The organism is Phocaeicola sp. HCN-40430 (assembly GCF_037890285.1).
Taxonomy (GTDB): Bacteria; Bacteroidota; Bacteroidia; order Bacteroidales; family Bacteroidaceae; genus Phocaeicola; species Phocaeicola acetigenes.
In genome coordinates, this window is record NZ_JBBKBS010000026.1 from 14889 (window position 1) to 41885 (window position 26997).

The 26997-nt window shown below is 41.8% G+C and carries 18 protein-coding genes; 12 read left to right on the forward strand and 6 right to left on the reverse strand.

What is annotated here, in order from left to right; genetic code table 11:
• The first annotated feature begins 5 nt into the window (after positions 1-5).
• From WKU26_RS10860 to WKU26_RS10915, 12 genes are all read left to right on the forward strand, one after another.
• Positions 6-356 (forward strand): FtsL-like putative cell division protein, encoded by a 351-nt coding sequence (locus WKU26_RS10860; RefSeq protein ID WP_269878072.1) that lies wholly within the window; start codon positions 6-8, stop codon positions 354-356.
• Between the two features lie 6 nt (positions 357-362).
• Positions 363-2489: a penicillin-binding transpeptidase domain-containing protein gene (locus WKU26_RS10865; protein WP_340322017.1), complete on the forward strand. Its 2127-nt coding sequence runs from the start codon at positions 363-365 to the stop codon at positions 2487-2489.
• A 4-nt stretch (positions 2490-2493) separates the two neighbouring features.
• Entirely contained in the window at positions 2494-3951 is a 1458-nt protein-coding gene (locus WKU26_RS10870; RefSeq protein WP_338158169.1) for a UDP-N-acetylmuramoyl-L-alanyl-D-glutamate--2,6-diaminopimelate ligase, read from the forward strand.
• Positions 3952-3959: 8 nt separating this feature from the next.
• Positions 3960-5228 (forward strand): phospho-N-acetylmuramoyl-pentapeptide-transferase, encoded by a 1269-nt coding sequence (gene mraY / locus WKU26_RS10875; RefSeq protein ID WP_269878069.1) that lies wholly within the window; start codon positions 3960-3962, stop codon positions 5226-5228.
• Positions 5229-5235: 7 nt separating this feature from the next.
• The gene (murD, locus tag WKU26_RS10880; protein WP_340322018.1) at positions 5236-6570 is read left to right on the forward strand and encodes a UDP-N-acetylmuramoyl-L-alanine--D-glutamate ligase; all 1335 of its coding nucleotides are present in this window, start codon (positions 5236-5238) and stop codon (positions 6568-6570) included.
• Positions 6571-6583: 13 nt separating this feature from the next.
• Entirely contained in the window at positions 6584-7891 is a 1308-nt protein-coding gene (locus WKU26_RS10885) for an FtsW/RodA/SpoVE family cell cycle protein (RefSeq protein ID WP_340322019.1), read from the forward strand.
• Positions 7892-7954: 63 nt separating this feature from the next.
• The gene (gene murG, locus WKU26_RS10890) at positions 7955-9082 is read left to right on the forward strand and encodes an undecaprenyldiphospho-muramoylpentapeptide beta-N-acetylglucosaminyltransferase (RefSeq protein ID WP_340322020.1); all 1128 of its coding nucleotides are present in this window, start codon (positions 7955-7957) and stop codon (positions 9080-9082) included.
• The gene (gene murC, locus WKU26_RS10895) at positions 9072-10448 is read left to right on the forward strand and encodes a UDP-N-acetylmuramate--L-alanine ligase (protein ID WP_340322021.1); all 1377 of its coding nucleotides are present in this window, start codon (positions 9072-9074) and stop codon (positions 10446-10448) included. Before murG ends, murC begins: the two co-directional genes overlap by 11 nt.
• On the forward strand, positions 10445-11182 hold the full coding sequence (locus WKU26_RS10900; RefSeq protein ID WP_340322022.1) for a cell division protein FtsQ/DivIB: 738 nt from the start codon (positions 10445-10447) through the stop codon (positions 11180-11182). Before murC ends, WKU26_RS10900 begins: the two co-directional genes overlap by 4 nt.
• A 3-nt stretch (positions 11183-11185) precedes the next feature.
• On the forward strand, positions 11186-12709 hold the full coding sequence (gene ftsA, locus WKU26_RS10905; protein WP_340322023.1) for a cell division protein FtsA: 1524 nt from the start codon (positions 11186-11188) through the stop codon (positions 12707-12709).
• A gap of 30 nt (positions 12710-12739) precedes the next feature.
• The gene (gene ftsZ / locus WKU26_RS10910) at positions 12740-14047 is read left to right on the forward strand and encodes a cell division protein FtsZ (RefSeq protein ID WP_269878060.1); all 1308 of its coding nucleotides are present in this window, start codon (positions 12740-12742) and stop codon (positions 14045-14047) included.
• A gap of 24 nt (positions 14048-14071) precedes the next feature.
• Positions 14072-14521: a GatB/YqeY domain-containing protein gene (locus tag WKU26_RS10915; protein WP_269878059.1), complete on the forward strand. Its 450-nt coding sequence runs from the start codon at positions 14072-14074 to the stop codon at positions 14519-14521.
• A 115-nt stretch (positions 14522-14636) separates the two neighbouring features.
• On the opposite strand, the gene WKU26_RS10920 is transcribed toward WKU26_RS10915, so the two are convergent.
• From WKU26_RS10920 to WKU26_RS10945, 6 genes are all read right to left on the reverse strand, one after another.
• Positions 14637-15842, reverse strand: coding sequence for an acyloxyacyl hydrolase (locus tag WKU26_RS10920; RefSeq protein WP_445323240.1), 1206 nt, complete (start codon positions 15840-15842; stop codon positions 14637-14639).
• Positions 15843-16228: 386 nt separating this feature from the next.
• On the reverse strand, positions 16229-18187 hold the full coding sequence (locus WKU26_RS10925; protein ID WP_340322024.1) for an alkaline phosphatase: 1959 nt from the start codon (positions 18185-18187) through the stop codon (positions 16229-16231).
• Between the two features lie 112 nt (positions 18188-18299).
• The gene (locus WKU26_RS10930) at positions 18300-19931 is read right to left on the reverse strand and encodes a RagB/SusD family nutrient uptake outer membrane protein (protein ID WP_340322025.1); all 1632 of its coding nucleotides are present in this window, start codon (positions 19929-19931) and stop codon (positions 18300-18302) included.
• A gap of 13 nt (positions 19932-19944) precedes the next feature.
• The gene (locus WKU26_RS10935; protein WP_340322030.1) at positions 19945-23031 is read right to left on the reverse strand and encodes a SusC/RagA family TonB-linked outer membrane protein; all 3087 of its coding nucleotides are present in this window, start codon (positions 23029-23031) and stop codon (positions 19945-19947) included.
• A 363-nt stretch (positions 23032-23394) separates the two neighbouring features.
• Entirely contained in the window at positions 23395-25794 is a 2400-nt protein-coding gene (locus tag WKU26_RS10940; RefSeq protein WP_340322026.1) for an alpha-amylase family glycosyl hydrolase, read from the reverse strand.
• Between the two features lie 74 nt (positions 25795-25868).
• On the reverse strand, positions 25869-26997 hold a 1129-nt coding region (locus tag WKU26_RS10945; protein WP_340322027.1), incomplete at its 5' end, for a SusE domain-containing protein.

Genomic DNA, 26997 nt, shown 5'->3' on the forward strand with positions numbered 1-26997 from the left:
AGACAATGGAACAGAAAGAACAAGATACACAGGCAACCGCACCGCACATTACACTAAAGAGCATTTTGGGTGGGGACATCTTGGCTCACGATTTTCTAAAGAGGCAGGCCAATCTGCTTATTCTGATTGTGATCTTAACGATTCTATATATCGATAACCGGTATAGCAGCCAACAAGAGCTGATAGAAATCGACCAGTTAAAAAAAGAACTGATTGACATTAAATACGATGCATTGACCATTTCTTCGGAGCTCACGGAGAAAAGCCGACAGTCACGTATCGAAGAATATATTTCGGCAGAGGGGAATACTCTGGAAACAGCAACAACTCCTCCGTACTTAATCAGAAAGAAATAAAAAGGTATGATATCCGGATTGAAAAATATTACATTTCGCTATACTTTCATCGTGGTGATTATGGCTGTTTTGGCAATATTGATTATTGTCAAAGCTGGAATCATTATGTTTGCCGAACGCCAATACTGGAAGGATGTAGCCGACCGCTTTGTGAAAGAGAATGTAGTAATTCGTCCGACACGAGGCAATATCATTTCGGCTGACGGGAAGCTTATGGCAAGTAGTCTGCCGGAGTATAAAATTTACATGGACTTCCGAGTACAGAGTAGCAAGCAAGACACCATGCTAATGAATCATTTGCAGGAAATCTGCAACGGTCTGCATGAAATTTTCCCCGACCGGAGCGCGCAGGATTTCCGCAAACATATTTTGAAAGGAAGAAGAGCCAAAAGCCGACATTTTCTGCTCTACCCCAAACGAATTTCTTATATCCAGTACAAGGAAGTAAAGAAGTTACCTTTGTTCAATCAGAGCAAAAACATAAGCGGCTTGCATGAAGAGGTGTTCAACCAGCGTAAAAAACCATTCGGTTCACTTGCAATGCGTACTTTGGGAGATATGTTTCCCGACATGGCACAAGGAGCCAAGAATGGTTTGGAATTAACCTTCGATTCTCTTCTGAAAGGAGAAAATGGTATCACACACCGTCAGAAGGTTATGAACAAATATCTGAATATTGTAGACAAACCTGCAATAGACGGATATGATGTCATCACAACGATTGACGTGGATATGCAAGATATTGCAGAAAAAGCATTGGTTGACCAACTGAAAAACCTGGATGCCGTATTTGGAGTGGCCGTCGTAATGGATGTGGCAACGGGAGAAGTAAAAGCCAATGTCAACATGACTAAAGCCGGAGACGGTAAATACTACGAAATGAGAAATCTTGCAGTCAGCAATCTGATGGAACCGGGTTCTACCTTTAAAACGGCTTCTATCATGGTAGCTTTGGAAGATAAATATATTACTCCCGACTATAAAGTAGATACCAAAAACGGTATGGTCAACATGTATGGCAGCTGGATGAAAGACTGGAACTGGTATAAGGGAGGATATGGAGAAATTGATGTAACCCGTATTTTGGAAGTATCATCCAATGTGGGAGTATCAAGCATCATCGACAAATTTTATGGGAAAGACCCACAAAAATTCATAGATGGATTAAGGCGGATGAGCATAGACAAGCCTTTGAATCTGGGATTCGTAGGAGAGGCTTCTCCTCGCATAAAAGGGCCTAAGGAACGATATTTTGCCAAGACTACATTACCATGGATGAGTATAGGATACGAAACAATGATTCCTCCTATCTATATGCTAAATTTCTATAATGCCATTGCCAATAATGGAGTGATGGTGAAGCCGAAATTTGTCAAAGCAATCGCACGTAACGGAGAAATAGTTGAAGAATATCCTACGGAAATAGTCAATCCTAAAATTTGCTCGGATGAAACCTTACAGCAAATACAGACGATTTTACGCAAGGTCGTATCGGAAGGATTGGCAAAACCGGCCGGCAGTAAACAGTTCAGCGTTTCCGGTAAAACAGGTACGGCACAAATCTCACAGGGTAAAGCCGGATATAAAGCCAATGGAGTCAGTTATCTGGTTAGCTTCTGCGGGTATTTCCCATCGGAAGCACCTAAATACAGTTGCATTGTCTCTATACAGATTCCACACGGACCGGCTTCGGGAGGTTTGCAAGCAGGTAGTGTTTTCAGCCGAATTGCAGAACGTATCTATGCCAAACATCTGGTAAAGAACATTGCGCAAGCTAAGGACTCTACCGCTGTACTAATTCCGGATGTTGCACAGGGAGATATTACAGAAACAGCATATGTACTGAAACAACTGAACGTAAAAAGCAATAGTGCATCTATTCCTTATTCGTTTAATCCAGTCTGGGGTAAAGCAAAAACCACAGACAGCTATGTAGAATTAAGTACGGCTCAACCTGACAAGAAAAGAGTACCCAATGTTGTCGGTATGGGAGCAAAAGATGCTGTATATTTATTGGAAAGCTACGGCATGAAGGTACACCTTTCTGGAGTCGGTAAGGTACACACCCAAAGTATCCCTTCGGGTAGCATGGTCCGAAAAGGAGAATATATTACATTGACACTCAAAAATTAAGCATATGAAACTAAAAGACATTATACAAGCTGTTGCAGTCAATGAAACTGCAGGCTCGACAGAAAAGGAAATCGCGGGAATCCACATGGACTCCCGATGCATTGAAAAAGACTTTTTATTCGTCGCTGTAAAAGGAACACAGACAGACGGACATGACTATATAGACAAGGCAATAGAAAAAGGTGCTACCGCTGTGGTATGTGAAGTTTTCCCAACTAATATAGTACCGGAAGTGACTTATATCAAAGTAAATAGTACAGAAGACAGTGTGGGCAAATTGGCTACAGCCTTTTATGGAAATCCTACGTCAAAACTGGACCTTATCGGAGTAACCGGAACTAACGGCAAAACAACAATTGCTACCTTATTATATAATATGTTCAGAAGTTTCGGATACAAAGCCGGACTAATTTCTACTGTCTGCAATTATATCGATGGAGAAGCAATTCCAACTGAACATACTACTCCCGATCCGATTACACTGAATAGTCTGTTGGGACGTATGGCTGATGAAGGATGCAAGTATGTATTCATGGAGGTCAGCTCACACTCTGTGGCTCAAAAACGTATCGGAGGACTGACATTTGCAGGTGGTATCTTTACTAATCTGACCCGTGACCATTTGGATTATCACAAGACTTTCGAGAATTATCTGAAGGCTAAAAAAACATTCTTCGACAATTTGCCGAAAAATGCTTTTGCTTTAACCAATGCAGATGACAAAAATGGGTTGGTAATGGTACAGAACACAAAAGCAAAAGTATCGACATATTCACTTCGGACTTTATGCGACTTCAAGGGAAAAGTGCTGGAAGATGGATTTGAAGGTATGCTGATGGATATCAATAACCGGGAAGTAAATGTTCAGTTCATCGGACGCTTTAATGCACTTAACCTGCTGGCTGTATATGGAGCAGCTTGCCTGTTGGGTAAACAGCCGGAAGAAGTTCTGATTGCTTTAAGCACACTGCGCCCGGTATCAGGACGATTTGATGCATTGCGTTCGCCGAAAGGATACACTGCCATCGTAGACTATGCACATACTCCTGATGCGCTGACCAACGTGCTGAATGCCATTCATGAAGTATTGAACGGAAGAGGTCAGGTGATTACTGTGGTAGGAGCCGGTGGAAACCGTGATAAGGGGAAACGTCCTATCATGGCACAGGAAGCTGTAAAACAAAGCGACAAGGTAGTAATTACTTCGGATAATCCGCGCTTTGAAGAGCCACAGGATATCATTAACGATATGCTGGCTGGTCTTTCCAAAGAAGATATGAGAAAAGTTGTATCGATTGTAGACCGTAAAGAGGCAATTCGTACAGCTTGCATGCTGGCACAAAATGGCGATGTAATTTTGGTGGCAGGTAAAGGACACGAAAATTACCAGGAAATAAAAGGAGTAAAACATCATTTCGATGACAAAGAGGTATTGAAAGATATTTTTGAATCAGAAAACTAAAACATCACATGTTATATTATTTATTTGATTATCTTGAGCAATTGAACTTCCCCGGAGCACGCATGTTTGGATATGTATCGTTCCGGTCATTAATGGCAATCATATTGGCTTTGCTGATTTCGGCTATCTTTGGAGAATATTTCATCAATTTACTCAAACGAAAACAAATCACCGAGACGCAAAGAGATGCATCTATTGATCCTTTCAATGTCAATAAGGTGGGTGTACCGACGATGGGAGGAATTATCATCATTGTAGCCATACTGATACCCTGTTTGCTGTTAGGAAAGCTGCACAATGTATACATGATACTGATGCTGATTACTACCATTTGGCTTGGTACACTGGGCTTTTTGGACGATTATATCAAAGTATTCCGAAAAGACAAGGAAGGATTGCACGGAAAATTCAAGATTATCGGCCAGGTAGGTCTTGGGTTGATTGTAGGATTAACCTTGTATCTGAGTCCGAGTGTGGTCATTCGAGAGAATGTGGAAATCCAGAAAAACGGACAGATTATAGAGGTTATACATAAAAGTCAGGATGAGAAGTCTACTAAGACGACCATTCCATTCTTCAAAAACAACAATTTGGATTATGCCGACTTTGTAGGTTTTCTGGGAGACAAGGCACAAAGTATCGGATGGATCGTATTCGTGCTGATTACAATCTTCGTGGTAACAGCCGTATCAAACGGAGCCAATCTGAACGACGGTATGGATGGCATGGCTGCGGGAAACTCCGCGATTATAGGAGTAACACTTGGGATACTGGCTTATGTATCCAGTCATATAGAATATGCCAGCTACTTGAACATTATGTATATACCGGGAAGTGAAGAGTTGGTTATCTTTATCTGTGCCTTTATCGGTGCATTGATTGGTTTTCTCTGGTATAATGCCTTCCCGGCACAAGTGTTTATGGGAGATACCGGAAGTCTTACCATTGGGGGAATCATTGCTGTATTTGCCATCATCATACATAAGGAATTATTGATTCCTATTTTGTGTGGTGTGTTCTTGGTAGAGAATTTGTCTGTAATCTTACAGGTGAAATATTTCCAGAAAGGAAAAAAGAAAGGAGTACGTCAGCGCATTTTCAAACGGACTCCGATTCATGACCATTTCCGTACTACAATGGCACAGCTCGACCCGAACTGTACCTATTTAATTACACGACCGGCTAATGTTTTTCATGAATCAAAAATAACCGTACGTTTTTGGATTGTAACCATCGTACTGGCAGCTATCACGATTATTACTTTAAAAATAAGATAAAAAGATCATGGCAAAAAGAATTGTCATTTTAGGAGCTGGCGAAAGTGGTGCGGGAGCAGCTGTGCTGGCAAAGAAAAAAGGTTTTGACACCTTTGTTTCCGATATGTCTTCCATCAAAGACAAATACAAGGAAATGCTGAATGAAAGAAACATCCCCTGGGAAGAGGGTAAACACACAGAGGAGTTGATACTGAATGCAGATGAAGTGATTAAAAGCCCGGGTATCCCTAATGATGCTCCCATGGTTGTTAAACTGAGAGAAAAGGGAACACCTATCATCTCAGAAATTGAATTTGCAGGCCGTTATACCAATGCCAAGATGATTTGTATCACCGGAAGCAATGGAAAGACAACGACCACTTCGTTGATTTATCATATTTTCAAAAAAGCCGGACTGAATGTAGGACTGGCTGGAAACATCGGACAAAGCCTGGCGTATCAGGTAGCTGAATACAACTACGATTATTATGTAATCGAATTGAGCAGTTTCCAGTTGGACAACATGTATAAGTTTCACGCAAACATTGCAGTGCTGATGAACATCACTCCTGATCATCTGGACCGATATGAGCACAAAATGCAGAATTACGTTGATGCTAAATTCCGGATCATCCAGAATCAGACGGATGAGGATGCTTTTATTTATTGGAGTGACGATCCTATCATCCAAAGAGAATTACACAAATATGGCATTCACGGACATTATTATCCGTTTGCAGAACATAAGAAAGATGGACTGGCTGCCTTCGTAGACCAGAAGAAGGTTTACTTTACCGAACCCATCGCTTTCAACATGGAAGAAGAAGAATTGGCTCTGACGGGTACACACAACCTGTTCAACTCGATGGCTGCAGGTATTTCGGCTAATATTGCCGGTATACGCAAGGAGTGTATCCGCGAAGCACTGAAAGATTTTAAAGGAGTAGAACATCGTCTGGAAAAGGTAGCTCGTGTACGTGGAGTAGATTACATCAACGACTCCAAAGCTACAAACGTCAATTCTTGCTGGTATGCCTTACAAAGCATGAAAACAAAAACAGTGCTGATTTTGGGTGGAAAAGACAAAGGAAATGACTACAGCGAGATAGCTGGTCTGGTGAGAGAAAAATGTTCCGGATTGATTTTCCTTGGACTCCACAATGAAAAGTTGCATGAGTTCTTTGGAAACTTCGGACTTCCTATTGCTGATGTACAAAGTATGAAAGATGCAGTTGATGCAGCTTATCAGATGGCAAAAAAAGGAGAAACTGTTCTTCTGAGTCCTTGCTGTGCCAGCTTCGACCTCTTCCGCAGCTACGAAGACCGAGGCGATCAATTTAAAGAATGTGTGAGAAATTTATAAACAAACATCCAATATGGATTTGCTAAAAAATTTATTCAAAGGCGACAAAGTAATCTGGATTATCTTCCTGTTACTTTGTCTTGTCTCTATCATCGAAGTATTCAGTGCCTCCAGTACCCTGACCTATAAAAGCGGGGATCACTGGAAACCTATAACCAATCATCTGATACTGCTGATGGTAGGTGCTTTCGTTGTATGGGTTACCCACAACATACCTTGCCGTATATTTAAAGCAGGAATTATACTCCTCCCTATTTCATGGATTCTTCTACTCATCGTATTAGGAATGTCGGCAATCAACGGAGCAAGCCGCTGGATAGATTTAGGATTCATTCAGTTCCAGCCTTCCGAAGTTGCCAAGATGGCTACCATCATTACCGTGGCCTTTATTTTGTCTAAACTTCAAGAGGAGGAACAGGCCAGCCGCAAGGCTATGAAATATATCTTGTGGATTACAGGAATTACCTGCGGACTGATAGTTTCGGAAAACTTGTCTACAGCCGTATTACTGGCAGGAAGTGTATTTTTGATGATGTTCATTGGCAGAGTCCCGATGAAACAACTTGGTTTACTTTTGGGGATAGGACTGGCTTCCATGTTCATTGCCTTCACTACCATCAAATACGTTCCCGATAATGCATGGGATAAGGTAGGACTGCATCGTATGGTAACTTGGAAAGAACGTCTGAAAGACCATAATAAGACCAATGTTCCTCCTGCCAAATTTGACATTGATAATGATGCTCAGGTCGCCCATGCCAATATTGCTATTGCAACCAGTAACGTTTTGGGAAAAGGTCCAGGAAACAGTGTACAACGTGATTTCCTATCGCAAGCTTTCTCCGACTTTATCTATGCCATTATCATCGAAGAATTAGGGCTGATAGGAGGAGCGTTTGTCGCCTTTCTCTATATTCTTCTGTTAATGCGTATAGGGAAAATTGCCCGAAATTGCGACAAGTCTTATTACGCCTTTCTCGTTATGGGAATCGGAATCCTATTAGTTTCTCAAGCCATGTTCAATATGCTTGTTGCTGTAGGGATTCTTCCGGTCACCGGACAGCCTTTACCCCTAATCAGTAAAGGAGGAACATCTACCCTGGTAAACTGTGCCTACATTGGAATCATATTAAGCATCAGCCGGCGCGTGTACGAAATAAAGCAGCAACAAGAGGAAGAAGAGCATAGTAAGCAAGTACAGATTCAAGAAGCCGCTATTGCTCTACTTCAAAATGCAGCACAATTAGGTCAAAACAGTCAAACCTCCGCAACCGAAGATTCGACAACAGAAAAACAACAGGATACACTAAAGTCCGAATGATAAAAAAAGTAAACAATCATTATTTTAAGAGTTTATTCATAACTTTGCAATAAAATAAAGACAATGAAAAAACAATTAAGAATCATTATCAGCGGAGGTGGAACGGGAGGACATATCTTTCCGGCTGTATCTATCGCTAACGCCATAAAAGAACAACATCCTGACGCAGAAATTCTTTTCGTCGGAGCAGAAGGACGTATGGAGATGCAACGTGTCCCCGCTGCAGGTTATAAAATTATCGGTCTTCCTATTGCCGGATTCAACCGAAAAAACCTTCTGAAGAATTTCAGCGTATTGATTAAGATTATACGCAGTCAGCTGAAAGCACGTAAAATCATTAAAGACTTCCAACCGCATGCTGCAGTAGGTGTGGGAGGATATGCCAGTGGTCCCACATTAAAGATGGCAGGAATGATGGGTATTCCAACTCTCATCCAAGAACAGAACTCGTATGCTGGTGTCACTAATAAATTACTGGCTAAAAAAGCCGATAAAATATGTGTGGCATACGAAGGCATGGAACGCTTCTTTGATAAAGAAAAAATCATATTAACAGGAAACCCTGTCCGTCAAGGATTACTGAAATCCATCAATAAGGAAGAAGCCATCCGTTCATTCGGTCTGGATCCTCAGAAAAAAACAATACTGATTGTAGGTGGAAGTCTGGGAGCACGCACTATCAACAACTGTGTGATGAAAGGATTGGATAAGATCAAACATTCCGACGTACAATTCATCTGGCAGACTGGTAAATTCTACATCGACGAAGCTAGAAAGACAGTCAAACAAGCAGGAGAACTACCGATGCTCTATACTACAGACTTTATCTCAGATATGGCTACAGCCTATAGTGCGGCCGATTTAGTAATCAGCCGTGCAGGTGCCGGTTCCATCTCCGAATTCTGTCTGTTGCAGAAGCCGGTCATTCTGGTACCTTCACCCAATGTAGCTGAAGACCATCAAACCAAAAACGCTCTTGCTCTGGTCAACAAAGAGGCAGCTCTCTACGTTAAAGATGCAGAAGCCGAAAAAGAATTGCTGGATTTGGCTATAAAAACAGTACAGCAACCGGAAGTATTGAAGAAGTTAAGTAACCACATTGCTGCATTAGCTTTCAAAGACTCTGCCAATATCATTGCACAAGAGGTTTGTAAGTTAGCAGAACAATATCAACAGAAACATGAACATTAATACACTATCTGCAGTCTATTTTATAGGAGCCGGAGGAATAGGAATGAGTGCCTTAGTCCGTTACTTTCTGTCGAAAGGCAAGAAAGTAGGAGGTTATGACCGTACTCCAAGTGAACTGACAGAAAAACTGATAAAAGAAGGGGCTGACATTCATTACGAAGAAAATACAGCCCTTATTGCAAGTGATTTCCTAAACCCAGATACCACACTGGTAATTTATACTCCTGCCATACCAGCCACACATCAGGAGCTGGTGTATTTCAAGGAACATGGCTTTGAAATACAGAAACGTGCGCAGGTATTGGGTATGCTTACACAAACCGAAAAAGGCCTGTGTGTAGCTGGTACACATGGAAAGACAACCACCTCGACGATGGCAGCCCACCTGCTTCACCAGTCTCACATTGGCTGCAACGCATTTTTAGGAGGTATTTCCAAGAACTATGGAACCAACCTGCTGTTGTCCGAAAAAAGTGAGTTTGTGGTTATCGAAGCCGACGAATTCGACCGTTCATTCCATTGGCTGACACCGTATGCTACTGTTATCACCGCTACAGACTCCGATCATTTGGACATTTACGGTACTCACGAAGCCTACCTGGAAAGTTTCCGTAAATACACATCTCTGATACGTCCGGATGGTTATCTGATATTGAAAAAAGGATTGGAGCTTGTACCAGACGTGCAACAGGGAGTTACAATATATACCTACTCTACTACAGAAGGCGACTTCCATGCAGAGAACATAAGAATAGAAAATGGAGAAATCTATTTTGACTATGTTTCACCACTTGGAAACATCACAAATATACAGTTGGGAGTACCTGTTTATGTAAACATTGAAAACGGTATTGCTGCAATGGCTTTGGCACAGATTGGCGGAGCAACAGCAGAAGAAATACGCAATGCCATGGCAAGTTTCGGAGGAGTAGATCGTCGTTTCGACTTTAAGTTGAAAAACGAACGAATTGTTTTACTAAGCGACTATGCACATCATCCGGCAGAAATCAAACAAAGCGTCACTTCTATCCGCACATTGTATCCGAATAGAAAAATCACTGCAGTATTTCAGCCTCATTTGTATACACGCACCCGTGATTTTTATCAGGAATTTGCAGACAGTCTGTCTCTTCTAGACGAAGTCATTCTGCTTGATATCTATCCAGCACGCGAAGCACCTATTCCAGGAGTAACCAGCGAGCTTATTTACAACAGCCTTCGCCCCGATATGCAAAAATGCATCTGCAAAAAAGAAGAGTTAATAGAATTGTTGAAGAACAAGCCTATCGATGTGCTTATTACATTGGGAGCCGGCGACATAGATAATTACGTACCTCAAATTTACGATATATTAAAAGACCGATGATAAAACGAATTTTCATACTCTGCATACTTTTACTGATAGCAGCTTACCTCGTGTTGTCTGCTACCGTACTGAACAGCGAACCCAATCAGCGGGCTTGCAAGGGTATGGAATTGAGCATAAAAGACAGCATCGACTATGGTTTTATCACTTCAGATGAAATCAAAAGTATTTTGAAACGTAACAAACTCTTTCCCGAGGGTAAAGAATTGGGCAGTATCAATGTGCGACGTATAGAAGAAACGCTTACCAAACATCCGTTTATCGAAAAAGCAGAATGTTATCTGACCAGTGGAGGAAAAGTTGCCATCGAACTTTATCAACGTGTTCCTATCATCCGTATCCTCAGCAATAATGGAGATAATTATTATCTTGACAGCAAGGGAGAGATTATGACTACTCTTAGTCAACCCGTACATGTGGCGGTAGCAACAGGATTCATAGACCGGAAGTTTGCAAAAGAAGAACTTTATCCATTGGCAAAGTTCCTACAGAGTAATGAATTCTGGAAAGCACAGATAGAACAAATAAATGTGACTCCTAAACTGGAACTGGAATTAGTACCTCGAGTAGGAAAGCACATACTCTTTTTAGGAAAAGGCGGCGATTATAACGAAAAATTCAGTAAATTGCAGACCTTCTATAAAGAGGCTTTAAATCAGGTAGGCTGGAACAAATACGAACGTATCAGTATAGAGTTCAGCAACCAAATTATTTGTACAAAAAAGGAGAATTAAGATATGGCAGTAACAGATTTTATAGTAGCAATCGAGCTGGGATCAACCAAAATCACAGGCGTTGCCGGGAAAAAAAACGCAGACGGAAGCATACAGATTCTTGCCTATGCCAATGAGTATTCTGCCGACTGCATAAAGAAAGGAGTGATTTATAACTTAGACAAAACCACCCAGCGACTGAGCTCAGTCATCAAGCAATTGGAAAGCACTTTACAGGCATCCATCAAGAAAGTGTATGTGGGTATGGGAGGACAGTCTGTACGCAGCATTCATCATACAGAAGTCAAACAACTGGATGAAGATACCAAAATATCACAGGCTTTGATTGATTCTATGATGAAAAGCAACCGTGAAATTGCTTTGCCGGACAAAGAAATACTTGCCGTAGAACCACAAGAATATAAAGTTGGCAACAACTTGACAACCGAACCTGTAGGTATTCCTTCCGATCATATCGAAGGACGTTATCTCAATATCATTGCCCGCAATACTTTAAAAAGCAGCATTGAGCAATGCGTAAGACAAGCAGGATACGAAGTTGCCGGATACTTACTATCTCCTTCAGTCACTGCCGATATCGTTTTAAGCAGCAGTGAAAAGCGCTCAGGATGTGCTCTGATTGACTTCGGAGCGGATACTACCACTGTAGCAGTGTATAAAAGCAATATTCTCCGTCATTTGGCCGTCATTCCTTTGGGCAGTAATGCCATCACAAAGGATATTTGCAGCCTGCAGATTGAAGAAGAAGATGCAGAACATTTGAAGTTACAATATGCCAGTGCTTATACCGATACTGCAGAATACGAAGCAGACCCCAACAAAGAATTCATTATTGACGGGAAATATTCTATCAAGGCACGCAAGTTGGAGGATATTGTAGAAGCACGTGTGAAAGAAATCCTGACAAACGTCTGGAATCAGATCCTTCTTTCAGGCTACAGCGACAAGTTGCTTGCAGGCATCATTGTAACAGGAGGAGCCTCCAATCTTCCCAATTTCGACAAAGCCTTTGCCCGTCTGACTCATATCGAGAAAATCCGAATCGTCCCAATTGGCGAAGTCAGCTTGACCGGAACTGTTGAAATACCTAAAGACGGTACGCATAATACACTTTTAGGACTGCTTTATGCCGGCAAGGAAAACTGCTGCAAGATAGACCCGCATGGCTACCAGCGTACAATTTTCGAAGACATCGAAGAGCAGAAACGTAAAGCAGAAGAGGCCAGAAAGAAAGCAGAAGAAGAGGAACGTATCCGCAGAGAAAAAGAGGCAGAAGAGCAGAGAAAGCGTGAAAAACTGGAAAACTGTGACAATCTTATCAAAGAAGCCAAACGGTTATTGGGTAAGAAAAATTATAAATCAGCGCTCAACAAGGCAGAAGAAGCCAGAACCATCGGTCTGCATGAACGTGCCGATGAAATTGGCGAACTGATAGCCGAAATCAAACGAGAGAAAGATGATAACAATCCGTTCCGTATCTTTATGAAAAAGATTAAGGAAGGGGCCGATGATATCATGAAAGATTAAAATATTCACCACATATAAGAAAAAGAAGCTATGTCTGACGAAACAATTATGCCATTCGATTTTCAAGGTGGAACACCGAGCATCATCAAGGTCATCGGTGTAGGTGGTGGCGGTGGCAACGCAGTCAACCATATGTATAGAGAAGGAATCCACGATGTAACATTCGTGGTTTGCAATACAGATAATCAGGCACTCGACGAATCGCCTGTACCTATCAAACTCCAGTTGGGAAGCGAAGGGCTGGGAGCCGGAAACCGTCCCGAACGCGCACGTGCAGCCGCAGAAGAGAGTTTGGAAGATGTAAAAAACATGTTGAACGACGGCTGTAAAATGGCATTCATCACAGCCGGTATGGGTGGAGGAACCGGTACTGGTGCAGCTCCTATCATTGCCAAGACTGCCAAGGATATGGGCATCCTGACTGTAGGGATTGTGACAATTCCATTTGTATTCGAGGGAAATAAGAAAATCGACCAGGCACTCGATGGCGTAGAAGAAATGAGCAAGCACGTAGATGCACTGCTTGTTATCAACAACGAGCGTCTGCGCGATGTGTATTCCGATATCAGTGTATTGAATGCTTTCGGTAAAGCAGACGACACACTTTCTATTGCAGCAAAAAGCATAGCCGAAATCATTACGATACGTGGTAAAATCAACCTCGACTTCAACGACGTGAAAACTGTTTTGAAAGACGGAGGTGTAGCTATCATGAGTACCGGATTCGGCGAAGGGGAAGGCCGTGTAACACAGGCCATCAACGATGCCCTGCACTCTCCGTTGCTGAACAACAATGATATATTCAACTCCAAAAAGATTCTGTTCAATATTTCATACAGCAGCCAGAACGACCTGATGATGGAAGAAATGAACGAAGTTCACGATTTCATGAGCCGTTTTGGAAAAGATGTGGAAACCAAATGGGGTCTTTATATCGATGATGCACTGGAGAACAAAGTAAAGTTTACCATTCTGGCTACCGGATTCGGTATCAAGAATATTCCGGGTATGGACAATCTGCTCAACAAACGTTCGGCAGAAGAACAGCAACGCCTGGAAAAACTGGAAGAAGAAGAACAGCGCCGCGACGAACGCCGTGACGAATACTACGGCGAAAGCATCATCAAGAGCAACAAAGACAAACGCCGCTTCAATATCTATACTTTCTCACAGGAAGATTTGGACAACGACGACATCATCAGCATGGTAGAAGCGAGTCCTACTTATCAGCGTACCAAACTGATTTTGGAAAGTATCAAATCGAAGTCAACCATTGATGCTCCTGTCAGCAACCAACCGGAAACGACTGATACAAACTCAGGTATTATTACATTTTAAACTATATCAATAAAAAATACGACTATGGATTTATTCGATCAAATCAGCAATGATATCAAAGAGGCTATGAAAGCCAAAGACAAGGTAAAACTGGAAACCTTGCGCAATGTAAAGAAATTCTTCCTCGAAGCCAAGACAGCTCCGGGAGCCAACGATACACTGACAGACGATGCTGCACTGAAAATCATGCAGAAACTGGTAAAGCAGGGTAAAGACTCAGCCGCTGTATACGAAGGACAGGGACGTGCCGACCTGGCTGAAGCAGAAATGGCTCAGGTACACGTTATCGAAGCTTACTTGCCCAAACAATTGTCGGCAGAAGAGCTGGAAGCTAAGCTAAAAGAAATCATTGCCCGTACAGGTGCTACAAGTGGCAAAGATATGGGTAAGGTAATGGGTGTTGCCAGCAAAGAACTGGCTGGTCTTGCAGAAGGACGCGCCATCTCTGCCAAAGTAAAAGAACTGTTAGGATAACACTGTTATTCTTACATACTGTGGAAAAAGACAAATCTTCTTCCACACACCATACAAAGGCTCCTGAAAGGAAAACAGAATATTGCTTTCGGGAGCCTTTGCTATATCCGAACTTTTATCTTCCGAAACGGTATCCTATCCCTAACATTAAATTATTCGGATTTTTAAAGTTGTTCAACTGATATCCCACATGAAGAAAAACATGCCGGGTAAGAAAGGTTTTCAAGGCCAATATCTGATAAAAGCCACGTGTATCTTCTCCTGTAAAAAACAAATTGTGTCCGATTCCCACATTTACCGAAAAAATTGGCATATTCAGTTCAGCACGTAAGGATACCCCTACGGCAATCTGTTCACGAAACGGCGGACGATAGAATTTGATATTTTCTCCACCGGTCCCTTCCACGCGAAACTCCCGTAAATTAGCACTTTCATCATACTGTGCATCAAGCGATATACCTGTCCGGAAATACTTGTTTACAATATACATGGGATTAAAGTTAAATCCAGCTACCCCAAACGACCCTGGAATCAATTCACCATGCTCTTCATCCCACATAATTCCTCTTTTACGGGTAGAACCATACACCACAAAATCATAACAGAAACGCTGCCTGCCCGAAAGTTTCCCCCAATGTTCAGACACATGCTGCCTCCCTACTTCCTGCCCCAATGTATGCGATAAACCGATGCGGGCTCCTACTGTATTGACCCCGGAATTAGGATAATTAGTGTTTCCATTGGAGTAATGTACAAAATCGATACCTGCCGTCAGATTCCATTTTGGAGACAATTGACAATTCAAGAAAAAACCGGCACTGATATAAGCATTGATGGCCGACCCTACCACATCATTGTATGGATTTGTTTCCCGATTGTATTTTTTCCATCCAAACGAAGCCCCGAAATTCCATTCATAATCCAATGAAAGACGAGAAGAGAAACGGGCTATCCGAGAACCTTGAAATACATAAACAGCAACCGGATTACCCATTTCCGACGTTTGAGGAAAAGTGTTATAAGCCACTCCTACCCCTTGATAAGCATACGGATAAAGTTGCCTGAGACGAGAAGCAGGAGAAAACTGAAAAGAATATCTAAGATGTGCCGCCAGTTGGGTATTCACAGATTTGCCTTTAGCATTGTTTCCGCTGAAGAATCCACGGGTAGGAAATACATACGAAGGACGCAAATCCATGCCGATACGGTGTACCGGTTTAGTATCCAAAGTATCGGAAATACCACACTTCCCCCATGCAAAAGAATTACAGGAGAATAGTAACAACTGCATGCAACAGAAGAGGAATAAGGGTATTTTCATATTGATTCTTTCATTAACAGAGAACCAAAAATACAAAATTATTTTTCCCAATTCTCTCTAATACGGGTATTTTTCCACTTTTTGTCTTCTATTTGCCCTCTCGCATAAGGGGCTGTATTCCATAAAGAACAAGTTACTTTCATTCAATAGCATCGCTATACAATCCAAGTTATATCCTATCACCGACAACGCCGGATAGAGAGCCGACGGTGCTGAATGTACAGCCAACGACGTCGGATATACAGACATCGTCGCTGAATATAGCGTATTTCCAGAAGAATTTCCATTTACTTTTGTACATATACAAATCTATCCCTAAACATGAAAAGGCTATATCAGAAAATATCCGATACAGCCTTTTCCATAAATTTATTGCCTTCGCAATATTATTTTTTCATCAACGCCTTAATTTTACGGGCTATTTCATAATTGGCATACTTACCGATAAACTTATTTGCCTGCGGGCCGTAAGTAAATACCGGAAGCATAATCGGTGTATGGTCGTCGGTCACATAAAGAGCCGTCATATATCCCGTTTCATTGCTACCGTCTATCAAGGTCAAACCACCGGTTTCATGGTCGCCTGTTACAATTACCAACGTTTCTCCGTTCTTGTCGGCAAACTTCAAGGCTTCAGCCACTGCCATATCAAAACTTAAAGTCTCTACTATCGAACCCGGGAAGCAATTGGAATGTCCGGCATAGTCAATTTTTGCTCCTTCTACCATAAGGAAGAATCCCTCAGGAGAACTCTTGCTCAATTTATCGATAGAACGGGCAGTTGTTTCTGCCAATAAGCCGATGGTCTTTGCTTCTGCCGCTTTTTCCATTTCTTCGTCTATGCAGATGGTTTTCTTTCCGTCGGCCTTGATATCTGCCACTTCTGTAACTACCTGATAACCTTCTTTCTGAAGCTCAGCCAATAAGTCAACTCCGTCTTTTCTGTCTTTGAAGTTACTCATACCACTACCAGCCAGCAAAGAAATCTTTCCTTTCAGCAGTTCACGGGTAATCTCATCGGCATTATCACGCTCAGTAGTATGTCCATAAAATGCCGCCGGTGTAGCATCGGCCACATTTCCCAAAGTCACAACCCCGCACTGTTTTCCCTGCTCTGCAAAAAAGTCGGTCAACGAAGGATAAGCCACTCCATCCTCACTCATACTGATATGACGATTATTATTCTGCTCTCCGGTAGCCAATGCACTTCCGGCACCTGCCGAGTCGGTAGTAAAGGCATCTTTTGCTGAAGTGGAAATCAGTCCCAGATGCTGCATATTCAATATGGTCAAGCCTTTGTTTACACGATCTGCAGCTGTAAGTTGTGCCAATCCCATACCGTCACCAATGAGGAAAATGACATTCTTCACCGGACGGTCTGTTCCATCGGATTCAAATGAAGGAACATAAGTCTTCACCGGCTCTGCCAACTGCAACTTCTCATTCTTGAATCCCTCAAAATCGTGAGTAGTCTTGTCCAGACGATCTGTCTTGGTTACCCCCTGTACCGACTCTACAGCTTTTGAAGCAATCTCATAATGCTTGTTATGCCAGTCACTGAAAAAAGCTGTACACTTCTCTACCTTATCCGTATTGATATAATCTACTCCCAACATATGGAAAGTATTCCAGGCAGTCATACCATCGGGAGCTCCCCAGAAACGAACCTGTTTACCCATAGCATGTGCCTTTTCAATAGCAGCAACCACTTTTTTCTTGTCTTCTTTTACCAATGAGCCTTTTCCATTCCACTTCGACAAGTCACGGAAATTGGTACTGAATACCCCTACCCGTTCAAGTTGCTTTTCTGTATAGTCTTCTGATAAATTGCCATCGAAAAGAATATAAGAAGTATACTTGTCAAAGTCTTCGGGCTCTGGCACATTACCTGTAATCACAATACGAACCGCATACGGATTGACTGACGGATTGAATACTTCCGGATACTTGTTCAGTTTACGCTGCAATGCTTTCAGAAAAGCGTCAGTATTATCCGACTTGATTTCTACCAGCAACTGCATTTTCTCATCCGATCCCTTCCACGCTCTGCCTTCATTATGACGATACAGCGACAGAATAGGATTCAGATACAAAGCATCGAAGGTTAACTCCGAATTAATATCCTCTTCGTCGTGAGCCACATAAAACTCCTTGCCTTTATAGAACAAGTCGACTTCTATCGAATACACTTTCTGTGAATAAGCCTCGTAGAAAGGTACTGTTTGCTTATAATCATTATGCGAATGAATTCTGACCGGATATTGCTGTGCCACTACCGTATCGTGCCCCAATAAAGAAAGACCCGCTACAAATAAAGAAGATACAAGAAAATGTGTTGTCTTCATATGTTTCAGTTTACAGATTAATGTTTGAAAAATAATATAACCGCCAATTCTCAGACGAGCGAAATCCAGAATCGACGGTTACAAAGTTATATTATTTATATCTATTCACTTCTTAATAACCTTTATTTTGCTTCAGTTTACCATTTGAGTTCTTCACCACATCCGAAGGATAAGGGAATACTCTCATATACTGCTCATAAGGCCGTTTGTTGGTATAATCTTCATAATAAGCTTCAGTCCAGGTTGATTCCGGATTTGAACGATCGTCATACTTACGGATACGAGGACGGGCATTCAGTTCTTTTTCTGCCAAAGCCTTGATTTCTGCATTAGAAGACTGAGTCCAACGTTTCAAATCGAACAAATGGTCAGTAAACTCGAATGCCAGCTCACAACGACGTTCATGATACAAGTCAGCCATTGTCGGAGTATGATCAAGTGGCTGCAAACCGACACGTTCGCGGATATCATCCAAATCTCCTTTAGCCAAATCAGCACGGTTAGTCATCAGATAAGCCTCAGCACGGAACAGTTTCATTTCTGCAAAACGCATAATCGGGAAATTCAGACGTGCGGTAGGCCAGTCTCCATTTGCATTCACATATCCATTCTCTACCGGATTTTTATGTTTGAACGGATCCATATACTTATTAATCATAAAGCCGGCTTCATAATCGGCTGTAGAATAGAATTTTTTTGTCGTACCAAAATATTCGAATTCCTGGTTGTACTCAAGAATAGAACGTACAAGACGTTCGTTACCTTCACCGTCTTTCACCATTTCTTCATAGATATCAAGAGTCGGTTTCAGCTGTCCCCAGCCATTATATACACCCCATCCTTTGTTTTCCAATACTACTCCCGGGAAGTCTACTCCCCCACCGATATTACCTCCGTCCGAGGGAATTGTCCAAAGATATTCCTGATTCCAGAAATCAGCATATTCTGAAGAAAACAGCTGAGAGAAAGAAGGATTCAGGTCGCGTCCGTATTCTGTTTCCAGCAAATCAACCATTTTGATTACATTCTCCCACTGAGTAGCATCCCATGTAGCCCAGTAAGCATATACTTTTGCTTTGTAGGCTACAGCTGCTGCCTGATGTGCACGACCTCTATTTTCAGTATCATACTCTTCGAATTTAGGCAAATAGCGGATAGCCTGATCCATATCTTCAATGATATATCGGTAGTTATCTTCTACTGATTTCTGCTGAGGAGGAATCGAGTTATCATAATCGCCTGGCAGATCTTCGTAACGCATGAAAGGTACTCCCTGTTCGTCTGTTCCATAACGGTATGCCACATAAAAATGGGCAAAACCTCTCAAGAAATAAGCTTCTCCCAGACTTCTTGTTTCAATCGCAGAAAGTCCTTTTTCCGCCTGCTTCTTCAACAATTGCTGAATAATCCAGTTTGAACGGGAAATATTCTGATAAAGCAGTTCGAATGCACTTTTCAACGGACTCTCATCACCGGTATAAGCCATTGTAGCCAAGGTGTTGAAACTTCTGGAGCGTCCCCATACTACGTCACATCCGGCTCCCTGTTCCCAGAACAAGTCACGTCCGAACATGGTTTCCTTATGGAAAGGTTTATAAAGTCCGTCTATTGCATCAATGGCTTGTTGGTCGTTGGTAAAATAGGCGTTTGTGATAGGACTTCCTTCAGACTGTACATCCAGGAAATCGCTGCACGAACTAAGCAAGGCAACAGACAACGCTAAAACTGATATATATTTTTTCATGTTCATTCAATTATTAATAAGTAAGTTTAAGACCGAAAGAGAATACTCGAGATACAGGATATTTCAAGGCATCGTATCCACCTGTTTCAGGATCCATACCCGAATAATTTGTAATAGTAAACAAGTTTTCACCACTGAGGTATACCATCAGGCTACTGTTTCTTTCCTTCATATGTGACCATTTACGCAGATAATCACTCAAATCGTAAGATACAGTCAGGTTTTTCAAACGCAAGTAAGAAGCATCTTCCAAGTACCAGTCGGATGGAGTAGTGAAGTTTCCATTCGGGTCGTTCTTAGACAAACGTGGAATATCAGAAGAAGTATTTGTTTCGCTCCATGCATTCAAAATTTCTTTCGAACGGTTGAAGTTACCTTCTACATCGCTGAGTAACATACATTTTGCTACATACAGTGACTGAGCCCCACCTACACCCTGCAACATTGCACTTACAGATAGTTTCTTATAAGTAAAACCTCCAGATAAGCTGAATGTTGTTTTGGGAGTAGCGCTACCACAGTACTGACGGTCACCATCATCAATCTTACCGTCTCCGTTATAGTCTACAAACTTCAAGTCACCAGCTACAGCATCCGGCTGAATACGGTTTCCGTTCTTGTCTACATAAGCTGCAGCTTCTGCATCACTTTGGAAAATACCATCGGTCTTAATCAAGTAGTAAGAATTAAGAGGCTGACCTTCTGCTGTCTGATACATATAAGGCAGTGTAGAACGGAATTCTCCTTCACCAACCCATACTCCCGGTGTACCATCTGCATTTTTCACACCTATATCCGATACCCAGTTTTTCAAGTAAGAAAAATTACCACTGATATAATACGAGAAGTTGTTATTCACCCGATCACTCCAGTTAGCCTGAAATTCGAAACCACGGTTACGCACTTCACCCTGGTTTACCAACATAGCATCCAGACCAATGGTAGAAGGCCAGTTCATGGTTTGTGTCTGAATCAGATTGAAAGTACGTTTATCGAAGTAGTCCATCTGCAAAGACAAACGGTTCTGGAACAAATCAAGATCCAAACCTAAGTCCCACTGTTCTGAGGTTTCCCAAGTAAGATTAGGATTTACTGCAATCGAGTTATAGATTACATTACCCCATGAAGACTGTTGTCCATATTGTCCATAATCGTTAGAAAACTCTTGTCCCAATACAGTTGAACGGTAATTATAGTCGATAGAACCCAAGTTACCCACACGTCCCCATGATGCACGCAGTTTCACCAAGTTTACGACATCGTTTTTCGGGAAGAATTTTTCATTCGAAATCTTCCATGCCAATGTAGCAGCAGGGAAGTCACCGTAATTGTTTTCTTTTGGCAAACGTCCTGCATAGTCACGTCTCCAGGAAGCTGTTACGAAGTAACGGTCATCATAAGAATAAGCCAGACGGGCAATTGCGGAAACGTTGGCATCAGGACCTTCCAGATAATCTTCCGCAGCTACAGAACCCGCATAAGCCAAATACTGAAGATAAGCCGTTTCGTCAGAGAAATCAGTACCTGTTACTTCCAAACCACGCTTGTTGTAATGGTCGGCAGTAGTAGATACCAAAGCTCCGATGCTGTGTTTGTCGAAAATACGGTCGTAAGTCAATGTATTTTCTGTTTTCCATGTATCCGAGCGGAAAGTAGTCTCGTCCAGTTCGTTGTTCAAATTAGGTTTTCCAACTTCATCACGAATCGGAGCAAAGTTCTTATAATAATTGCTCTGCAAGTTATAAGTAAAACGGCTGGTAAACTTCAATCCCTGCAGGATATTGGCAATCTCCAAACTGGTAGTAGACCATACATCACTTGTTCTATCGTAGCGGTTGTCTGCTTCCAGCAAACGCACCGGATTCACTGCATCCCCGTGGATATCGGCATAGTTTGAACCATATTTTTCAATATATGCAGGGTCTTCTGTAGTTACACCTCCATACGAACCATCCAACGGATTGTACACAGTAGCACTGGCTGGCATATACACTGCCGACAAGATAGCTCCAGTGTAACCAGATTCTGTATCTGATTTACGCTTTTCTGTATTCTTCCATATCAAATCTTCCGTTACAGTCACCCATTTGTTCAGTTTGAAACGTCCGTTATAACGCAAAGACAGATTCTTGTTGAATGTATTAATCAATACACCTTGATCGTTGTCATAAGATAATGACAAACGGCTTGAAGCATTTTCTGTACCCACGTTCATGGCCACATTATGGCGCTGATAGAAAGCTGTACGGAAAATTTCATCCATCCAGTTTGTACGTGTAGTCGCAATCCATGGGTTTTTATTTACATCCCAGCCATCGGGTAAAGAAGTATTGGCATTAGCATAAGAGATTTTTCTCATTTGCAACTGCTCTTCCGCATTCAAAGGCTCAATCAGATTAGTTGCCTGACGAATACCAAATGTAGCATCGTAAGTAACAGAAGGAGCGCCTTCTTTTGCTTTCTTGGTAGTTACCAAGATAACACCTCCGGCTCCCGACTGTGCACCATATACAGCAGCCGATGCAGCATCTTTCAATACTACAATCGATTCGATATCATTCATAGAAGTAATCGGTGCTCCAGGAACTCCATCGACTACCCAAAGAACTTTTTCACCGTTTTCATTCTGAGAACCTTGTCCGCGGATTACTACAGAAGGTGCAGAAGTAGGATCTCCACCATTCGACTGTACTGTAACACCAGCTAATTGTCCTTGCAACATTCCTTCAGTAGAACTAACCGGACGTGAAGTCAGTTCTTCTGTATTGTTCAATACACCGACAGATGCCGACAAGTCTTGTTTACGAGAGTTAGCTCCATAACCCAACACAACAACTTCTTCCAGCAATTCGGTGTTTTCTTTCATAGTTACTACAATTTCTTTTTTACCTTCCGGACGTATTTCCAAAGAAGTAAAACCAATGTAGCTTACAACCAGTACGCTGTTCTTTTCTACAGCCAGATCAAACTCACCGTTAAAATCTGTAATAGTACCGTTTGTTGTTCCTTTTACCAAAACACTAGCACCAATGATTGCTTCACCTTTCTCATCAACGACACGTCCATGCACCTTTTCTCCACTCTGGGCTAAAGTACTCATGGACACATGATTCAAATCACTACTTACTGTTTCCCCTAAAACAGGATAAGGAAGTAAAACTCCCAACGAAGCAATTCCTAAGAAAGGAATGATTCTTTTTTTCATACTCTATTATATGTCTATGTTTAATGTTGATTTCTTTTTACCCGCCGCAAAAGTAATCCATTCACTCATAGTATATATAAGTACGATAATCCAAACACCTTATTGTAACAGTCTTTTCAAATCTCTGTAAATTCGTTTCAATGTAAATTAAATAGAAATGTAATATAACACTTATTTCCCGATAAGAATAAACGACAGCCATAAAAAAAGAGAAGGCTTCATACGAAGTCTTCTCTCTCTATTTATATGTTCACACACTTATTGTACCGCAAATGTTGTATACACACGGAAGCTATGAGCCGGCAAGGTAACCGACGTAGAAGATATTGTTTCTTCTTCTCCTGTTTCCATATTATACCACTTACCGGTACTGGGCAGTGCATTAGCAACCGTAATCTCTGAAGTTGTAAAGTTTCCTACCACTACCAGTTGCTTACCGTTTGTGCTTTGCAAACGAATCCAACGTCCGTTATCCCAGTAACCTTGAGCAACCTGCCATTCTCGGAAGGCTTCCGGTGCAAAGACTTCCGGATTGGCCTGACGAAGTTTCATCAGCTTGCCATAGGTATCGTACAATCTTTTTCTGGCCGAATCATTGAAATACTCCCAGCGCAAAGGTTTTGGATCTGTCCGATGAGAATCATCCGGATATTCATTGCCCTGCAGGTCGGCATTAATAGACACATCGTACCCTAGTTCTTCAAACTGCCAAATCATCTTTGCCCCCGGAATTGTAAAGAAGAATGCTGCATTAACCTCCAACTGCGCCATGCGTGCCTGCAAATTGGAACGGAAAGGTTCCTGCGAATAAGCAACCTGCTTGTATGCCGTTCGTTCCTCATCGTGGCTTTCCATGTAGCTTACCCAACCGTCATGATTACCGGCATTGCCTGTCCAGCGTACATTCTCAAATCCACTGCCATCAGAATCATACCCCATAGCAGTCTGATAATAAGCCTGACACTGCTTATTCCACATCTTCAATCCATAGTTCGCCAACTCTTCGTTTTCTCCCATATCGCCCACCAAATGTTCACAAATCATCACTGCATTCGGATTAGCTTCCTGAATCGCATCATAATATCCTTTCAGAATTTTGATACGGCCTGCATCATAATTATTAGCAGTGGCTTCATCGCATGGAGTATTGGTAAAGCCTTTTGTCAGGTCAAAACGGAATCCGTCAATCTTATACTCATCGAGCAAAAACTTCAGATTACGCTTCACAAAGTCGCTGGTAAGCTTCGATTCATGATTAAAATCATGGAATACACTGAACGGATGAGGAGCATCTACATTAAACCACGGATTGTTATCGGCTGTCTTATTGGTAGAGCTATTCCAGAACAAACGGGCAAAAGTATGCGAACCAGTTGCATGATTATACACTACATCGAACAGCACGGCAATGCCTTGACTATGACATTCGTCAATAAAAGCCTTGTAGTCTTCCTTTGTACCGTAAGCCTTATCGAGGGCAAAGAAATAGAATGGGTTATATCCCCAACTATTGTTTCCTTCAAATTCCTGTACAGGCATCAGTTCGATGGCATTCACTCCCAAGTCACGGAAATATCCGGCTTTCAGTTTAGCCAAAGCCCCTTTAATATCGCCCACATCTACACTACCGTTGTTGCGGGTAAAGTCGCGGAAAAGTAATTCATAAATCATCAGATTATCTGGATCTTTAATCTTGAAATCCGGATTTTTCCAAGCATATTTTTCCTTAGAAATCTTAAAGGTAGATACGATTCCAATCCCTTTTTCCGGATAAGCAATATCTGCTTTCGGATAAGTGCTCTCAGGAATGTACTGATCGTTGTTCGGATCGAGGATTTTCTCGGTATAAGGGTCTCCCAAACGCATGGAACCCGCAATCTCTGTACCTACATAATACTGGAAGCGATATTCCTTAGACGGATCAAGATTATTTAATGTAATCCACCAGCAGCCAGCAGCCTCATCACGATACATCTGTGAGGTCTCGTCATTGGCTAACGTCCAATTGTTGAAATCCCCCACTACAAAAGCATAATCCTGATGTGCTCCATCAGTTCCTTTGTCATAAAGTACCAGCGTCACAGAATTTGTCGCAACATCGGTATTAATGCCGTACTGCATACCGGCAGGCAAAGACTGGTTCTTCACTTCTCCCGGTTCGAAACCAGTATACAGGTTGTCAGTTACAGTGATAAATTCATCGGTTTCCAGTCCTTTCTTTGTACCGTCGGCACTTCGGATAATAACACCCAACTGAGTTATCGGCGTAGTACCTGAGCCAAACCATTCACGCAAAGAAGGCGACAATGTAATACTCCATACATTTTCCAGTTCTGCATCCTTTTCGAATTTACATTTATCAATATTTTCATTCCAACCGGCTGGTACAAACTGCCATTGGCCTTCTACAATTACACCTGTATGGAGGTATACATCTCCCGTAAATCCATAAAGAGCAGAAGAAGCCGGAGCTTTAAAGGTTAGAGTAAGAGGCTGGTCGGCATCGGGAGAAGAAGAACAGCTGAATCCTTCAGGAACTTCTCCTGGCGGAATATTAGGTTTAGGAGCAGGAACAATGATTTTCTCGTCCTCAGTACAAGACAACAAGGCAGTACACACGCAGACTACCCACATACAAATAAACCAAATCGTTTTCATAGAAATTTCAAAGTATTAGAACAAAGGTATGCCCGCGCAAAGGCAGACATACCTTTATATATAAAACCTACAATTTATTTATTATAATCCTCTGCATTCAGTTCATAAGTCTGATTACCAGAGTTATTCAAATTAACGTATACACGATAGTTACCTGCCGGTACCTTGATGTTGTCACCGCTATCCAACAACCCTTCGGTAGAAGAGCCAAAACTTGTATCCCAAGCTCCATCAAGTCTGAACTTCATCTCTCCCTCAGTCAAGGTTACATCTGCATAGAAACGCTGCTTTTCTGCATCAAATTCCATTACTACATCATTGTCCCAGCTACCAACCGCAGCCCCTACAATTCCTAACTGATTGAAGCCCAAATTCTTCTTCAGAACCAAAGTAGAAGTATTAAAAGTAAAGCGATAGAAACGGTAAGCCGAGTAACAAGAGAGATCTTTTGAACCACCGTCATTAATCAATGTGATTTCAGCAGCTTCATCCTCAATTACACCATCTCCAGAAGCACCATAGTTCCCGTTGTCCCAATTCTTATCACCGGTAATCTTAAAACCTTGAGATTTATCACCAAAGTCTATCACACCCTCATAATCTTCATTCTCCTTGAAGCTGAACAGAGACTGTGCTGTATCCCATTTCCAACTAGAATAATTACCAATCACATAAACTTCCGGATAAGCAATATCCATGCTATAAGGAGTAATATTCACTGTAATGACATTAGAGTAAACCGGAGTAGCTTCTGTAGATACAGAGCTCTGGATTCTAAATTCAAAATTACGAGCTACAAATGTTTCCGGATCATTTTCCACATCCATACCATAGCCATCCTTCAGCAATTTAAGGATATTAGTATTCAATTCTCCATGAGTAAAACTCTTGGTCACATCAGTGATGGTAGCAGCCGACAAAGTCATCTTATTAGCAAAATTATTCTGTGCCACATCCATCTCTATATAATTGGTAACAGCAGCACTGTAGCCTCCCGAATAATTCAGTTCTGGTGCAGTCCAATTCAAGGTAAGTGCCACTTCATCTGCTTTTTTATTTTCCAATACACAAGAAGTTTTTATCTCCTCAAGCGCAGCCGGTACTGCTTCAGCACTATTATAAGTTACCTTTTCCAAATCACTATCGCAAGCATTCAGCAAAAGCACCGCACCCAACGCTGCAATATAGCTATATATTTTTTTC

Coding starts and splice junctions, on each gene's coding strand:
- mraY (WP_269878069.1), top strand. CDS start 3,960: ATGTTATATTATTTATTTGATTATCTTGAGCAATTGAACTTCCCCGGA.
- WKU26_RS10940 (WP_340322026.1), bottom strand. CDS start 25,794: ATGAAAACGATTTGGTTTATTTGTATGTGGGTAGTCTGCGTGTGTACT.
- murC (WP_340322021.1), top strand. CDS start 9,072: ATGAACATTAATACACTATCTGCAGTCTATTTTATAGGAGCCGGAGGA.
- ftsA (WP_340322023.1), top strand. CDS start 11,186: ATGGCAGTAACAGATTTTATAGTAGCAATCGAGCTGGGATCAACCAAA.
- WKU26_RS10885 (WP_340322019.1), top strand. CDS start 6,584: ATGGATTTGCTAAAAAATTTATTCAAAGGCGACAAAGTAATCTGGATT.
- WKU26_RS10920 (WP_445323240.1), bottom strand. CDS start 15,842: ATGAAAATACCCTTATTCCTCTTCTGTTGCATGCAGTTGTTACTATTC.
- WKU26_RS10915 (WP_269878059.1), top strand. CDS start 14,072: ATGGATTTATTCGATCAAATCAGCAATGATATCAAAGAGGCTATGAAA.
- murG (WP_340322020.1), top strand. CDS start 7,955: ATGAAAAAACAATTAAGAATCATTATCAGCGGAGGTGGAACGGGAGGA.
- WKU26_RS10870 (WP_338158169.1), top strand. CDS start 2,494: ATGAAACTAAAAGACATTATACAAGCTGTTGCAGTCAATGAAACTGCA.
- WKU26_RS10865 (WP_340322017.1), top strand. CDS start 363: ATGATATCCGGATTGAAAAATATTACATTTCGCTATACTTTCATCGTG.
- WKU26_RS10925 (WP_340322024.1), bottom strand. CDS start 18,187: ATGAAGACAACACATTTTCTTGTATCTTCTTTATTTGTAGCGGGTCTT.
- murD (WP_340322018.1), top strand. CDS start 5,236: ATGGCAAAAAGAATTGTCATTTTAGGAGCTGGCGAAAGTGGTGCGGGA.
- WKU26_RS10935 (WP_340322030.1), bottom strand. CDS start 23,031: ATGAGTACTTTAGCCCAGAGTGGAGAAAAGGTGCATGGACGTGTCGTT.
- WKU26_RS10930 (WP_340322025.1), bottom strand. CDS start 19,931: ATGAAAAAATATATATCAGTTTTAGCGTTGTCTGTTGCCTTGCTTAGT.
- WKU26_RS10900 (WP_340322022.1), top strand. CDS start 10,445: ATGATAAAACGAATTTTCATACTCTGCATACTTTTACTGATAGCAGCT.
- WKU26_RS10860 (WP_269878072.1), top strand. CDS start 6: ATGGAACAGAAAGAACAAGATACACAGGCAACCGCACCGCACATTACA.
- ftsZ (WP_269878060.1), top strand. CDS start 12,740: ATGTCTGACGAAACAATTATGCCATTCGATTTTCAAGGTGGAACACCG.